Consider the following 12,447-nt stretch of genomic DNA (forward strand, 5'->3'; position numbering starts at 1 on the left):
CCTCGGTGGGGGGACGGGCAGGGGCAGGCCTCAGCCGGTGACGACGGGGACCAGGTCGGCGCCCTGGAGTTCGCGAACGCCGGCGCGCGCCAAGGCGCGTGGCGTGGTGAACGTCTCGTAGTGGTTCACCAGGCTTATCCAGGTGCCGTCCGCGTTCCGCATCACATGGAGGTCGTCGTTGTCGATGCGGACGACGAAGTCCATCCCCTCGTGGGGCCCGGCGGCCCGATTGGCGTGATGCCCTCCTCGGCCACCGTTCTGCGAGCCTCGGTCGTCAGCCGGCCAGCCCTCGATGTGCCGGCCCTGGTACATCTCGTCGAAGGGCTCCGGCATCTGGTGACCACCGGAGGGCCCGTGCCCGGCTGGGGTTCCGTGGCCGTCCGTGGGGCGGGCGGCAGCGCTGTCGGGGAAGGCGGCCGGTGCGGCGAGCACCGCTCCGGTCAGGGCCGCGGCGCTGCCGTGCAGCACCTGGCGGCGGGTGGGACGCGACATGTTCCACTCCTCTGTTCGTCTCGGCTCCTCCTCCGGGTCGGGACCGCAGAGGATTCGGTTCGTCGAGCCGGCGCGCCGACCATCGGCCCGCGCCGCCACATGCTGGCAGGGACGACCGGATCATCAAGTTGCACCGGCGAGTGGGACAAGGAACGAGACAACACCGGGGCGGAGGTGCAGGATTCAACGGCGCGGATCGTGCTCATGCCCCGCCCCGGCGCACCGCGGAACCGGATATTCCGCGATGCCGGCCGTCCTTCACCGCAGATCCTTAACCTGGACCATCGAAACCATGAGCCCCCGCACGGCCGGAACTCGGCGCGAATGCAGGGGGCTTCGGGCGGAAGGGGTTTGAGGCACCGCTGCTGCTACACAACGTGTCAGCAAACCAACGTTTGGAATCTCGGATGTTGAGCCCGGCCGGCCTCGGAACGATCCCCACCACTGCGCCCAAGGGGCCGGGGACCCATGGAAGTGCCGTCGTGAAGGAGGAAAGGGCAAGAGGCAAGGGCCCCTGCCTCATACGAGACAGGGGCCCTTGTGTGTGGAGCGCCCGGCAGGCCTTGCACCTGCATTTCCCGCCGGCTGGCGGGCGTCTTTCCTTGGACCACAGACGCGTGACTCCGTGTGTTGCGCCGGAGTTACATCAAGATCATACATGCTCTGTGGGGCTCGATGTCCACGCGCCTGCCGCGCAAAGAGGCAGCGCTGAAAGGTCATGGGAGCGTTCGCCGGTGCAGCCGTCCCCGTCATGGCAGAGTCATGCCCATGCTCACCTTGACGCTTGGGCGGCGCAGACACGTCGCAGTGGCCGCTCTCCTCCTTGGCGCCGTCATATCTCTGACCGCCTGCGGCGAGCAGCGCGGCACTCGCGCGGCGGCCGGTGCCCCGAGCACATCCCCGAGTTCCAGCCCCAGTTCACCCGGTGCTTCCCCTTACGTGGAACCCGGAGCGGTCGACGGCGCCCCACACAACGGCGACAACAACGCCTACCGCCGTTCCGGCGAGATGTCCCCGGCCGGCGCGAAGGACGCACGGAAGGAAGCCAACCGCATCGAGCCCGTGCTCAAGCGGCTCTGGGGGCAGAAGAAGTGGGACCCCAAGAGCGTGCGTGCGGCACTGCTCCAGCTCGGGTACGAGGAGGAACGGACCGGGCCGAAGGGCGAGCGGCGCGGCGGGAACCTCACCGTACGGGCGATGGACCCGCGCTACGAGGCCGACCACTACGTCACGCCCGAGGGCGCCCAGGTCGGCCTCCGCGTCCACAAGGACGCCTGCGTCACGGCGTTCGTCCAGAAGACCAACTACGAGGTCAAGACCAACGGCCCGTTCATGGAAACCGGTTGCTTCGAACCACCCTCCGGCCACTGAGAGTCGATACGGGCGCGAAGGGGGCGCGATGGGGCGCCATCGGCGGGAGAGCAGATCCTGAGCCTGCTGCCCCACTGCATGTCGGGAGCGGAGCCGCGGTGACGCGGCGCGTCAGGGGTCGGTCGAAGCGCGGAGCGCGGCTGCGGACTGTCTCGGCATGACCTGGGCACTTTCCGCTGGCCTCCATCGACTCTGTCGAGTTCACGAACGTGGTGATCGGCCTGGCGGTGTGGACCCCGTCTCAACTCAGGAGGCGGTCAAGCCTGTCACGCAGGTCCCGGAACCCGGACGCGCCGTAGTTCCCCAGTCCCCCAGTCCCCAAGTCCCCAAGTTCGCAGGGCGTCTTGTGTTTTTCGTGGTGCTGCTCACAGCCTGCGTGGCGTGCGTTCGGTGGCCGACGGATCCGGGACAATGAGAGTCGGAAGAACGCCGAAATGGGCGCTGAACTGGGGAAATGATGACTCCCTGGAACGCTGTCCCGGAGCGGCGGAACGAACAGGGGAGCAGGGTGGGGACAGAGACAGAGGGGTTTGCGGGGCTGCTGCGTCTGTTGAAGGAGCGCTCCGGTCGCAGCTATGGCGTCCTCGCCGGGCAGTTGCACATGAGTGTGTCCACGCTGCACCGGTACTGCAACGGTGATGCCGTGCCGAAGGACTTCGCGCCCGCCGACCGCCTCGCCAGGCGGTGTGGGGCGACAGCGGACGAACTGGTGGAACTGCACCGGCGCTGGATCCTCGCCGACGAGGCCCGAAGACGAAGCCGGGCGATGTCCGCCACAGCCAACTCGACTGCCCCAGCGGCCTCGTCGACGGATGAGCCGGCCACCTCGTCGAATGACGAGCCGGCCACCTCGTCGACTCATGAGGCAGATGTGTCCGCGGATACGGCCGGGGCTTCGGTGCCTGCGGCAGACACCTCCGTCGATACGGCCGTACCTGCCGCCCCTGCGGCAGACACCTCCGCCGCCGAGCCGCACGACGCCCCCGACTCGTCACCCGCACCGCATCCGCCGCACTCACCACCCGCCCCGCACGCGCCGGGCTCATCGGCCGCACCGGACTCACCCGCCACACCGGCCTCAGCCGACGAATCGCCCACCGAGGACGAGCGGGAAGTGGTCGCCGAGCCGATGGCGGCGGCCAGGCGCGGCCCGGGGCGGCGCGCCCTCTTCCGTATTGCCCTCGCGGTCAGTGCGGTGGCAGCCGTCGCCGTACCGGCGGCGTTAGCCGTTGAAGAGCCCATGACGGTCGATTCCCCGAGGAAGAGCGCGCAGGGCGACGGCCGGACGCCGGCTGCCGGGGGTGCTTCCACGCGGCGGCCGGAGAGTCCTTCACCGGGCCGCAGCTCAGAGGACCGGCATCCGGCCCCTGACAAGAAGGCGCGGCCCAGCACGCCCGGCTCGGTACGGTCCGACGGCTCCCGCGCGAGCCGGGCTCCGGATGACGACCGGGGCGGATCGGCTCCGCAGGTCGGCATCAGCTCGTACAACTGGGATGAGCCCTGTGGCGTCAACTATCTCCTCCAGCAGACCCCGGGCCATGTCCCGCCACCGCCGACCGCACCGCAGGACACCCGTGACTGGGCCCGGGCGCTGGGCGGTATCGGCGGCGGCCACATGCTGCTGCAGCTCACTGCAACGGGCAATACGGACGACGCCGTGGTGCTGACCTCCCTGAACGTCCGGGTGGTGGGCAAGCGTGCCGCGCTGTCCTGGCCTGTCTACGCGTTGGGTGACGGCTGCGGCAGTGGTGTCACCCCGCAGACCTTCGACATCGACCTGGACGACTCCCAGCCGCTGGCGAAGCCCGTGGCCGGACAGGACGGCGACGTCGTGGTGCCCGCGAAGAACTTCCCCTTCAAGGTCTCCACCAGGGATCCGCAGGTCCTGAACCTCAACGTGCACACCGAGGGGCATGACGTCAGCTGGTACCTGGAAGTCGGCTGGAGCAGCGGCGGCCAGCAGGGCACGGTGCGCGTGAACGACGGGGGAAAGCCGTTCCGTACGAGCGCGATCGATGGCCGTAAGAAGTATGCCTACTGGCCGGAAAAGAAGCGCTGGAATCTGCACTGAGCCGGGAGCCCGCCCGCCCCGGCCATCAGGGTGCGGGCGGGCTCCCGGCTCAGTGGCTGACGTGTGGTCAGGTTCCGGTGCGGGTGCGGGGAACGACGACCGGTGAGGCGTCGCCGGGGGCCCGCAGGATGTCCGCTTCCAGTGCGTAGAGGTCCTTGACCAGGGCCTCGTCGACCGTGTCGCGGGGTGTGCCGTGGGCGATGATGCGGCCGGCCTTCATCGCGATGAGGGTGTCGGCGTAGCGGGCGGCGGCGGCCAGGTCGTGCTGCACCATGACGACGGTGCGGCCGGCGGCGGCGACCTCGCGGACAAGTTCGAGGACATCGACGACATGGCCGAGGTCGAGGGCGCTGGTGGGTTCGTCGAGCAGCACCACAGGGGTGTGCTGGGCGAGCACCATCGCGAGCCAGCAGCGCTGGCGCTGGCCGCCGGAGAGCCGGTCGAGGCGTTCGGCCGCGAGCTCGGTGGTGCCGGTGGCCTCCAGCGCCTCGCGTACGGCGTGCTCGTCCTCGCGCGACCACTGGCGCAGCAGGCCCTGGTGGGGGTGGCGGCCGTAGCGGACGAGCCCGGCGACCGTGACGGCTTCGGGCGCGCGCGGGGACTGGGGCAGCAGGGCGATACGGCGGGCGGCCTGCCGCCGGCTGAGCCGCCATACGTCGGTGCCGTCGGCGTGGACCTCCCCGGATTCCGGGCGGTGGAGCCGGGCGATGGTCCGCAGCAGAGTGGATTTGCCACAGCCGTTGGGTCCGACGATTGCGGCCACCTGCCCGGTGGGTAGGGCGAACTCGGCTCCCTCGACGACGGTGCGGCCGGAGTAACCGGCCCGCAGCGCACGCACGGCGAGCCCGGGAGTTGCGGTCATGCTGTCATGCCTTTCCGGTGGTCCGGTCCGAGCGGAGGAGGACCCAGAGGAGGAAGGGTCCGCCAAGGACGCTGGTGACGACGCCGACGGGGAGTTCGACGGGAGCGGCGACGCGGCCCAGCGCGTCGGCCGCGGCGATGAGGGCGGCGCCGGTCAGCGCGGAGCCGAGGACCGGGACGCGGGTGGGGCCGCTGAGCCGCTGGGCGAGGATCGGGGCGGCGAGGGCGACGAAGGCGATGGGCCCGCCGACGCCGACCGCGATTCCGGCGAGGGCGACGGCGAGGGCGAGGGCGACGGCCCGCACCCGCCGCAGGTCGACGCCGAGGCAGGCGGCCATGTCGTCGTCGAAGCGCAGCAGTTGCAGCCGGTGCCCGGCCATGAGGGCGAGCGGGACCAGGAACAGCAGGGCGGTCAGCAGCGGTGTCCCCACGCTCCCGTCACGGCCGTTGAGGCTGCCCACGGCCCACAGGAACACTCCGCCCGCGGTGTTGTCGTTCTCCCGCGACATGATCAGGTCGCTCACCGCCCCGATGAACGTGGAGACGCCGATCCCGACCACCAGGAGGCGGTAGCCGCGGCTGCCCGCACCACCCGCGCAGAGCACCACCAGGACGGCGGCGGCGACGGCGCCGAGCGGGCCGAGCCACCAGCCGCCGACCATCCCGGTCGCCGACCCGGCGGCCGAGGCCACGACGGCCGCGGTGGCGCCCTCGTTGACCCCGATGAGGTCGGGCGTGGCGAGCCGGTTGCCGGCGAGGGTCTGGGTGAGGCAGCCGGCGATGCCCAGGGCGGCGCCGACCATGATGCCGACGCCCACGCGGGGCAGCCGGAATTCCCGCACGATCATGACGGTCCCGGGATCGCCGGTGCCCAGCAGCCCGGAGAGGGTCTGCGAGAGCGGCATTCCGGTCGAACTCGCCATGACCGCAAGGGTGATGAGAAGGAGGATCAGCGGAACGAGGAACGCGGCGACGAGGGCGCTGCGGCGCGGGAAGAGCCAGGACAGGGTGCCGGCGCGCAGCACCGTGCTGTCCGGTGGGGTGAGGGGCGGGTGGGTGCCGGAGACCGTCATGCCGCGGCTCCTGCCGTGGACAGGCGGGACGAACGGGCGATCCAGACGAGCAACGGTCCGCCCACGAAGGCGAGCAGCACGCTGACCGGTGTCTCCCAGGGCCGGATGACGATCCGGGCGAGGATGTCGGCGAGGATCATGACGTCGGCCGCGATCAGCGCGGACAGTACGAGCTGGGCCGCCATCCGGGCCCCGGCCAGGGCGCGGGCGGCGTAGGGGGCGAGCAGTCCGAGAAAGGCGATGGGGCCGGCCACCGCGACCGCGCAGCCCGCCAGCAGCGAGACGGCTGCGGCGACGAGGAGGCGGACCCGGCCCGGATGGTGGCCCAGCGAGCGGGCGCTGTCGTCGCCGAGGCCGAGGGCGGACAGGGGGCGGGCGCAGCCGAGCGCGATGAGCAGGCCCACGGCCACCACCGGCAGCAGGGGCAGGAGATCGGACGTCTCGACTCCGGCGAGGGAGCCGATCGTCCAGTAGCGGTAGGTGTCGTAGGTCGATTGGGTGCCGAGCAGCACATACGACGTCATGCCGTGGAAGGTGGCGCCGAGCGCCGATCCGGCGAGGACGAGCCGCAGCGGGGAGCCGGCGGTACGTCCCGACGCGGCGAAGAGCAGGACGACCGCGCTCGCGGCCATACCGCCCAGCAGGGCCCACAGCAGCAGCGCGGACGAGGACGTGGCGCCGAAGAAGGTCAGTCCGAGGACGACGGCGAAGGCCGCACCCGAGTTGACGCCGAGCAGTCCGGTTTCGGCGAGCGGGTTGCGGGTCGCGGCCTGCAGCAGACAGCCGGCCGTGCCGAGGCAGACGCCGACGAGCACGGCGGCGAGCGTACGCGGCAGCCGCACCTCCAGCACCGCGAGCCGCAGTTGGGCGTCGGCGCGCGCGGAGGGATCGCCGCGCAGATAGTCCCAGGCGCGGGCGGCGGAGCTGGATCCGGTGCCGATGAGGAGCGAGAGCAGGAGAAACACCAGCAGCACGGCGACGAGACCGGCGGCCGCCCAGACGGCGGTGCGGGACCGGAACGGCGACCGCGCACGCGGACGGACACGTTCCGCTTCCAGTCGGTCTCCCTTGGTGATTGACATATGGTTAGCCTAACCTAAGCTACGCGCTGCGGGCTTGGTGCTCTCATGCCGAAAAAGCCCTATTCGCCATGCGGATTTTCCTGGGGTGACCAGAAAATCAGCGTATTTGCCGGATTCACCCTCTCAACGAACAACGGAGATCTCAGGCCATGTTGCAAGCCTCTTCCCGCCATTTCTCCCGCCCCGCCGCGGCCACATTTCTCGCCGCCTGTGCCCTGACCGCGACCGCGTGCGGATCACCCGAGCACGATGCGGGCGCTGACGGACCGGCGGGCAAGGTCACGCGGATCACCGACGCGACAGGTACGGAGGTCAAGGTGCCGGCCGCGCCCGAACGCGTCGTGGCGCTCAGCGAGATGGACCTGGACTCGGCGCTCGCCCTCGGCGTCAAGCCGGTCGGGCTGACCGCCGGCCGCGGCCAGCACGGCGCCCCCGGCTATCTCGCGGACCGGGCGAAGGGCATACCGGTCGTGGGCGCGGTCACCGGCCCGGACATCGAGAAGGTCGTACGGTCCAGACCTGACGTCATTCTCGCCGGGCAGACGGCCGACGCACAGGTCCTCAAGCAACTGCGGCGGATCGCCCCGACCGTGGTCACCATCGACCGCACGAAGGGCTGGAAGAAGTCCCTCGAACTCACCGGCAAGGCACTGGGGAAGAGCAACGAGGCCAAGAAGTTCCTCGCCGGATACGACACCAAGGCCGCCGCGCTGAAGAAGGACCTCGGTGAGCGGGCCGGCACGAGCGTGTCCGTGGCCCGCTACTCGGCCAAGGGCACGGCCGTCATGCAGCAGGGCGTGTTCATCAGCGACGTCCTGAAGGACCTGGGCTTCAAGCGGCCCGGCGTCCAGAACAAGCCGGGTCAGGGCCACTCGACACCGCTCAGCGACGAGAACCTCCGCGAGATCGACGGCGACTGGCTGTTCATCGGCACCCTCTCCACCGGCGGCCCGGACGCCGGCCTCCTGGACAAGCTGGCCACCAAGCCCGCCTACCGGCAGCTGAAGGCCGTGCGCGACCAGCACGCGACCATGATCGACGGCTCGAAGTGGACAAGCCTGGGCGGCGCCGAGGCCGCCGTCTCGGTGCTCGGCGACATCCGGAAGGCCATGGTCAAGTGAGCGCCACCGGCCTGGAACTCGAGGGACGGCTGGCCCTCGTGACGGGGGCGGGCCGGGGCATCGGCGAGGCGGTGGCCCGCGCCCTCGTCGCGCACGGCGCCCGCGTCATCGCCACCGACCTGGCTCCCGAGGGCGTCGGAAAACTCGCCCAGGAGCACCCCGACCACCTCACGGCCCGCTGTCTCGACGTCACCGACGCGGCCGCCGTCGAGGCCCTCGTCGCCGAGGCCGAGGACTCCCTCGGGCCGCTGGACATCGCGGTCAACGTCGCCGGAATACTGCGGAGTTCCTCTGTCGAGGACCTCGCCGACGAGGACTGGGCGGCCACCTTCGCCGTCAACGCCAACGGTGTCCTGCACGTCTCGCGGGCCGCCGCCCGCCGTATGACCGGGCGTGGCTCCGGCAGCATCGTCACCGTGGCCTCCAACGCGGCCGGTGTGCCCCGTGCGGGGATGTCCGCCTACGCGGCGTCGAAGGCGGCGGCGGTGATGTTCACCAAGTGCCTGGGCCTGGAGGTGGCCGCACGCGGCGTCCGCTGCAACACCGTCTCGCCCGGGTCGACCCTCACCGATATGCAGCGCGCACTGTGGACCGCCTCCGGCGCGGACAGCGAGACGGCGGCCGCGCAGCGCGTCATCGCGGGCGACCTCGCGACGCACCGCACCGGCATCCCGCTCGGCCGGATCGCCGACCCGGCCGACATCGCCGAGGCCGTCGTCTTCCTGGTCTCCGACCGCGCCCGCCACATCACCATGCACGACCTGTACGTCGACGGCGGCGCGACGCTGCGCGCCTGAACCGGGCAAGTGCCAGCCCCCTCTTGCGACTTCGGCTCGTGACCTTTCCCTTGGAGACGCCCATGTCTGCCTCGTTGTGCGAACCCACCGCACCGCCCCCGGACCCCACTCTTCCCCTGCTCGCCCCCGGTGCCGCGACCGCTCTGCTCGACGCCTACCGACCCGGCGCCGACCGCTTTCTCGCCTCGCCCCGGCACACCCTGCTCGCCCACGGCACCGCCGCCGAAATACCCCACGACACCCGGCCGTTGACCCGGCGGGTGTGCGACACCCTCGACGCGCGCCGGCGCGCGGGCGATGCCGCGCCGGTCGTCGTCGGCTCGCTGCCCTTCGCCGAGGGCGCCTCGCACGCACTCGCCGTCCCGGACTCCGTGCGCTGGGCGCCGCCCCTGCACGAGGACCCCCTCATCGCCCTGCCCGTGGCGCCCGCCGAGGACACCGACTGGCAGCTGCGCGAGGTGCCGTCGGCCGAGCGGTACGCCGCGGCGGTCGCCGCCGCGGTCACCCGGATGCAGGCCGGAGAGTTCGACAAGGTCGTGCTCGCCCGGACGCTGGAGCTGACGGCACAGCGGGAGCCGGACCTGACCGCGATGCTGCGCCGCCTGGCGCGCCGCGACCCGGCCGGCTACACCTTCGCCGTGCCCAGCGGCGCCGGCCGCACCCTGATCGGCGCCAGCCCCGAACTGCTCGTGGCCCGCCGGAACGGCAGGCTCGTCGCCAACCCGCTGGCCGGTTCCGCGCCGCGCAGCGCCGACCTGGCCGAGGACGTGCGGCGCGCGGCCGCCCTCCTGGAGTCCGCGAAGGACCTGCACGAGCACGCCGTCGTCGTCGACGCCGTACGCGAGGCGCTCGCGCCGTACTCCACGGGGCTGGAGGTGCCCGCGCGGCCCACGCTGGTGCGCACCGCCGCCATGTGGCACCTGTCGACCACGGTCACCGGCGAGCTGGCCGACCCGGCCGTCTCCGCCCTGGAGCTGGCGTCCGCGCTGCACCCGACGCCCGCCGTGTGCGGCACCCCGACCGATGTGGCCCGTTCCGTGATCGCCGAGTCCGAGCCCTTCGACCGCGGCCCGTACACGGGCATGGTCGGCTGGCAGGACGCGGACGGCAACGGTGAATGGGTGGTGACGATCCGCTGCGCCGAGGCCGAGGGCCGCACACTGCGGCTGTTCGCGGGCGCAGGTGTGGTGGCCGCCTCCTCGCCGCAGGCCGAGACCGCCGAGACCGGAGCGAAGTTCCGTACCTTCCTGAGCGCCGTGGGAGCCTCGCTGTGAGCGCCGGCGCCACCCCCCTCGCCACCACGCCGGGGCTCGACGCCCCCACCTGGCCCGCGGAGTTCGCCGAGCGCTACCGCGCCGCCGGGTACTGGCGCGGCGAGACGTTCGGGTGCATGCTGCGCGAGCGCGCCGCCGCCCACCCCGACCGGACCGCCCTCGTCGATCCGGCCCCCGGCCGCCGCACCTGGACCTACCGGGAGCTCGACGAGCGCGCCGACCGGCTGGCCGCCGGGTTCGCGGCACGCGGGATCGCCAAGGGCGACCGGGTCGTGGTGCAGCTGCCCAACACCGGTGAGTTCATCGAGGTGGTCTTCGCGCTCTTCCGGATCGGCGCGCTGCCCGTTTTCGCGCTGCCCGCGCACCGGGAGACGGAGATCGGCTACTTCTGCTCCTTCGCCGAGGCCACCGCGTACGTCATCCCCGACCGCCATGGCGGCTTCGACCACCGTGCCCTCGCCACGAAGGTCAAGGCGGCCACACCGAGCCTGCGGCACATCTTCGTCGCCGGCGACCCGGGCGAGCACACCGCGCTGTCCGACGTCCCGTGCGACCCGGCCGGCACCCCCGACGGCCCCGAGCCGCACGAGCTGGCATTTCTCCAGCTGTCGGGCGGTACGACGGGCGTGCCGAAGCTCATTCCGCGCACCCACGACGACTACCTCTACTCGGTGTGGGGCTCCAACGAGATCTGCGGCGTCGACGCCGGCACACGGTTCCTCGTGGTGCTGCCGGCCGCGCACAACTTCCCGATGAGCTCGCCCGGTTGGCTCGGCGTGCTGTACGCGGGCGGCACGGCCGTCCTGTGCCCCGGACCGGACCCGGCGACCGCCTTCCCGCTGATCGAGCGGGAACGGATCACGATGACCGGACTCGTACCGCCGCTCGCCCTCGTATGGACCGAGGCCGCCGCGGAGACCGGATGCGACCTGTCGAGCCTGGATGTCGTGCTCGTCGGCGGCGCGAAGTACAGCCAGGAGGCGGCCCGGCGGCTGGCGCCCGCCCTGGGCTGCCGGCTCCAGCAGGTCTTCGGGATGGCCGAGGGGCTGGTCAACTACACCCGGCTCGACGACGACCCCGAGACCGTCGTCACCACCCAGGGACGGCCGATCTCCCCGGACGACGAGATCCGGATCGTCGACGACGCCGGACACGAGGTCGAGGAGGGCGGGTTCGGCCATCTGCTCACCCGGGGGCCGTACACCATCCGCGGCTACTGGCGCGCCCCGGAGCACAACGCGAGGGCCTTCACCGAGGACGGTTTCTACCGCACCGGCGACATCGTGCGCCGCACGGCCACCGGACACCTCGTCGTCGAGGGGCGGGCCAAGGACCAGATCAACCGGGGCGGCGAGAAGATCGCGCCGGAGGAGGTCGAGAACATCATCCTCGCCCACCCCGCCGTCCACGACGTCTCCGTCGTCGCCGTGCCCGACGCGTACCTGGGCGAACGCACCCTTGCCTACGTCATTCTGCGCACCGGCGCGGAGCCGATGAAGTCCGTCGCCCTCAAACGCTTCGTCCGCGAGCGCGGTATCGCCGCCTACAAGGTCCCTGACCTCGTCGAGTTCGTCGACGCCTTCCCGCAGACCGGGATCGGCAAGGTCAGCAAGAAGGGGCTGCGGTCCGCCGCGGCCACCACCGAGCAGCACTGAAAGGCCCTCCCATGGCACTTCCCGCCATCGCCCCCTACCCCCTGCCCGCCGGGGACGAGCTGCCGGCGAACCGCGTCGCCTGGACGGCGGACCCCGCGCGCGCCGTGCTGCTCGTCCACGACCTGCAGAACCACTTCCTCGGTGCCTTCCCGGCCGGCGAACAGCCGGTCACCGGCATGCTCGACAACACCGCACGGATCCTGGAACGGTGCCGCCGCCTCGGTGTGCCGGTTGTCCACTCCGCCCAGCGCGGCGGCCAGACGCCCGAGGAACGCGGTCTGCAGCTCGACTTCTGGGGACCCGGCGTCGCGGACGACCCGCAGGCCCTCGCCACGCCCGAGGCCGTCGCGCCCGAACCCGGGGACACCGTCCTCACCAAGTGGAAGTACAGCGCGTTCGTCCGCACCGAACTGGAGGAACTGCTGCGCGCCGCGGGCCGCGACCAGCTCGTCGTCGTCGGTGTGTACGCGCACATCGGCGTGCTGATGAGCGCCTGTGACGCATGGCAGCGCGACATCCAGGCGTTCGTCGTCGCGGATGCCGTCGCCGACTTCTCGCGCGCGGACCACGACATGGCCCTGCGCTGGGCCGCCGGCCGCTGCGCCGTCGTCACCACCACCGACGCCCTCTTCAAGGAGGCCTGAGCCGCC

Annotated in this window: 11 protein-coding genes; 7 read left to right on the forward strand and 4 right to left on the reverse strand. The window is 71.7% G+C overall.

What is annotated here, in order from left to right:
* Window positions 1-30: 30 nt before the first annotated feature.
* Window positions 31-492 carry a tyrosinase cofactor gene (locus tag SLV14N_RS34870; RefSeq protein WP_263272513.1) on the reverse strand — a complete coding sequence of 154 codons (462 nt, stop codon included), beginning with the start codon at window positions 490-492 and terminating at the stop codon, window positions 31-33.
* A gap of 939 nt (window positions 493-1,431) precedes the next feature.
* Between SLV14N_RS34870 and SLV14N_RS34875 the strand changes: the two genes are divergently transcribed.
* Both SLV14N_RS34875 and SLV14N_RS34880 read left to right on the forward strand, forming a co-directional pair.
* Entirely contained in the window at window positions 1,432-1,863 is a 432-nt protein-coding gene (locus SLV14N_RS34875; protein WP_263272514.1) for a hypothetical protein, read from the forward strand.
* Between the two features lie 508 nt (window positions 1,864-2,371).
* The gene (locus SLV14N_RS34880) at window positions 2,372-3,934 is read left to right on the forward strand and encodes a transcriptional regulator (RefSeq protein ID WP_263272515.1); all 1,563 of its coding nucleotides are present in this window, start codon (window positions 2,372-2,374) and stop codon (window positions 3,932-3,934) included.
* A 67-nt stretch (window positions 3,935-4,001) separates the two neighbouring features.
* Here the strand turns inward: SLV14N_RS34880 and SLV14N_RS34885 are convergent, their stop codons facing one another.
* Genes SLV14N_RS34885 through SLV14N_RS34895 form a run of 3 tightly spaced genes read right to left on the reverse strand, consistent with a single transcriptional unit; the run spans window position 4,002 to window position 6,950 of the window.
* A complete protein-coding gene (locus SLV14N_RS34885) occupies window positions 4,002-4,796 on the reverse strand; it encodes an ABC transporter ATP-binding protein (protein ID WP_263272516.1) in 795 nt (264 codons plus the stop codon).
* Window positions 4,797-4,800: 4 nt separating this feature from the next.
* On the reverse strand, window positions 4,801-5,868 hold the full coding sequence (locus SLV14N_RS34890) for an iron chelate uptake ABC transporter family permease subunit (protein WP_208686557.1): 1,068 nt from the start codon (window positions 5,866-5,868) through the stop codon (window positions 4,801-4,803).
* On the reverse strand, window positions 5,865-6,950 hold the full coding sequence (locus SLV14N_RS34895) for an iron ABC transporter permease (protein ID WP_208686559.1): 1,086 nt from the start codon (window positions 6,948-6,950) through the stop codon (window positions 5,865-5,867). Before SLV14N_RS34895 ends, SLV14N_RS34890 begins: the two co-directional genes overlap by 4 nt.
* A gap of 149 nt (window positions 6,951-7,099) precedes the next feature.
* On the opposite strand from SLV14N_RS34895, the gene SLV14N_RS34900 reads away from it, so the two are divergent.
* The 5 genes from SLV14N_RS34900 to SLV14N_RS34920 all read left to right on the forward strand — a co-directional run bounded on the left by SLV14N_RS34900 (window position 7,100) and on the right by SLV14N_RS34920 (window position 12,441).
* Window positions 7,100-8,071 carry an iron-siderophore ABC transporter substrate-binding protein gene (locus SLV14N_RS34900; RefSeq protein ID WP_018091624.1) on the forward strand — a complete coding sequence of 324 codons (972 nt, stop codon included), beginning with the start codon at window positions 7,100-7,102 and terminating at the stop codon, window positions 8,069-8,071.
* Complete coding sequence (locus SLV14N_RS34905; protein ID WP_263272517.1) at window positions 8,068-8,868, forward strand: 2,3-dihydro-2,3-dihydroxybenzoate dehydrogenase; 801 nt, start codon at window positions 8,068-8,070, stop codon at window positions 8,866-8,868. The genes SLV14N_RS34900 and SLV14N_RS34905 overlap by 4 nt, the downstream gene beginning before the upstream one ends.
* Before the next feature lie 62 nt (window positions 8,869-8,930).
* Entirely contained in the window at window positions 8,931-10,142 is a 1,212-nt protein-coding gene (locus SLV14N_RS34910; protein ID WP_263272518.1) for an isochorismate synthase, read from the forward strand.
* On the forward strand, window positions 10,139-11,797 hold the full coding sequence (locus SLV14N_RS34915) for a (2,3-dihydroxybenzoyl)adenylate synthase (protein ID WP_263272519.1): 1,659 nt from the start codon (window positions 10,139-10,141) through the stop codon (window positions 11,795-11,797). Before SLV14N_RS34910 ends, SLV14N_RS34915 begins: the two co-directional genes overlap by 4 nt.
* Window positions 11,798-11,808: 11 nt before the next feature.
* Window positions 11,809-12,441 carry an isochorismatase family protein gene (locus SLV14N_RS34920; protein WP_208686567.1) on the forward strand — a complete coding sequence of 211 codons (633 nt, stop codon included), beginning with the start codon at window positions 11,809-11,811 and terminating at the stop codon, window positions 12,439-12,441.
* Window positions 12,442-12,447 lie beyond the last annotated feature (6 nt).

The organism is Streptomyces sp. Je 1-4 4N24, from assembly GCF_026239515.1.
Taxonomy (GTDB): domain Bacteria; phylum Actinomycetota; class Actinomycetes; order Streptomycetales; family Streptomycetaceae; genus Streptomyces; species Streptomyces nigrescens.

Excerpts from the sequence above, each read along its gene's own strand:
- SLV14N_RS34900 (WP_018091624.1), top strand. The coding sequence starts at position 7,100 with ATGTTGCAAGCCTCTTCCCGCCATTTCTCCCGCCCCGCCGCGGCCACA.
- SLV14N_RS34870 (WP_263272513.1), bottom strand. The coding sequence starts at position 492 with ATGTCGCGTCCCACCCGCCGCCAGGTGCTGCACGGCAGCGCCGCGGCC.
- SLV14N_RS34895 (WP_208686559.1), bottom strand. The coding sequence starts at position 6,950 with ATGTCAATCACCAAGGGAGACCGACTGGAAGCGGAACGTGTCCGTCCG.
- SLV14N_RS34910 (WP_263272518.1), top strand. The coding sequence starts at position 8,931 with ATGTCTGCCTCGTTGTGCGAACCCACCGCACCGCCCCCGGACCCCACT.
- SLV14N_RS34885 (WP_263272516.1), bottom strand. The coding sequence starts at position 4,796 with ATGACCGCAACTCCCGGGCTCGCCGTGCGTGCGCTGCGGGCCGGTTAC.
- SLV14N_RS34920 (WP_208686567.1), top strand. The coding sequence starts at position 11,809 with ATGGCACTTCCCGCCATCGCCCCCTACCCCCTGCCCGCCGGGGACGAG.
- SLV14N_RS34890 (WP_208686557.1), bottom strand. The coding sequence starts at position 5,868 with ATGACGGTCTCCGGCACCCACCCGCCCCTCACCCCACCGGACAGCACG.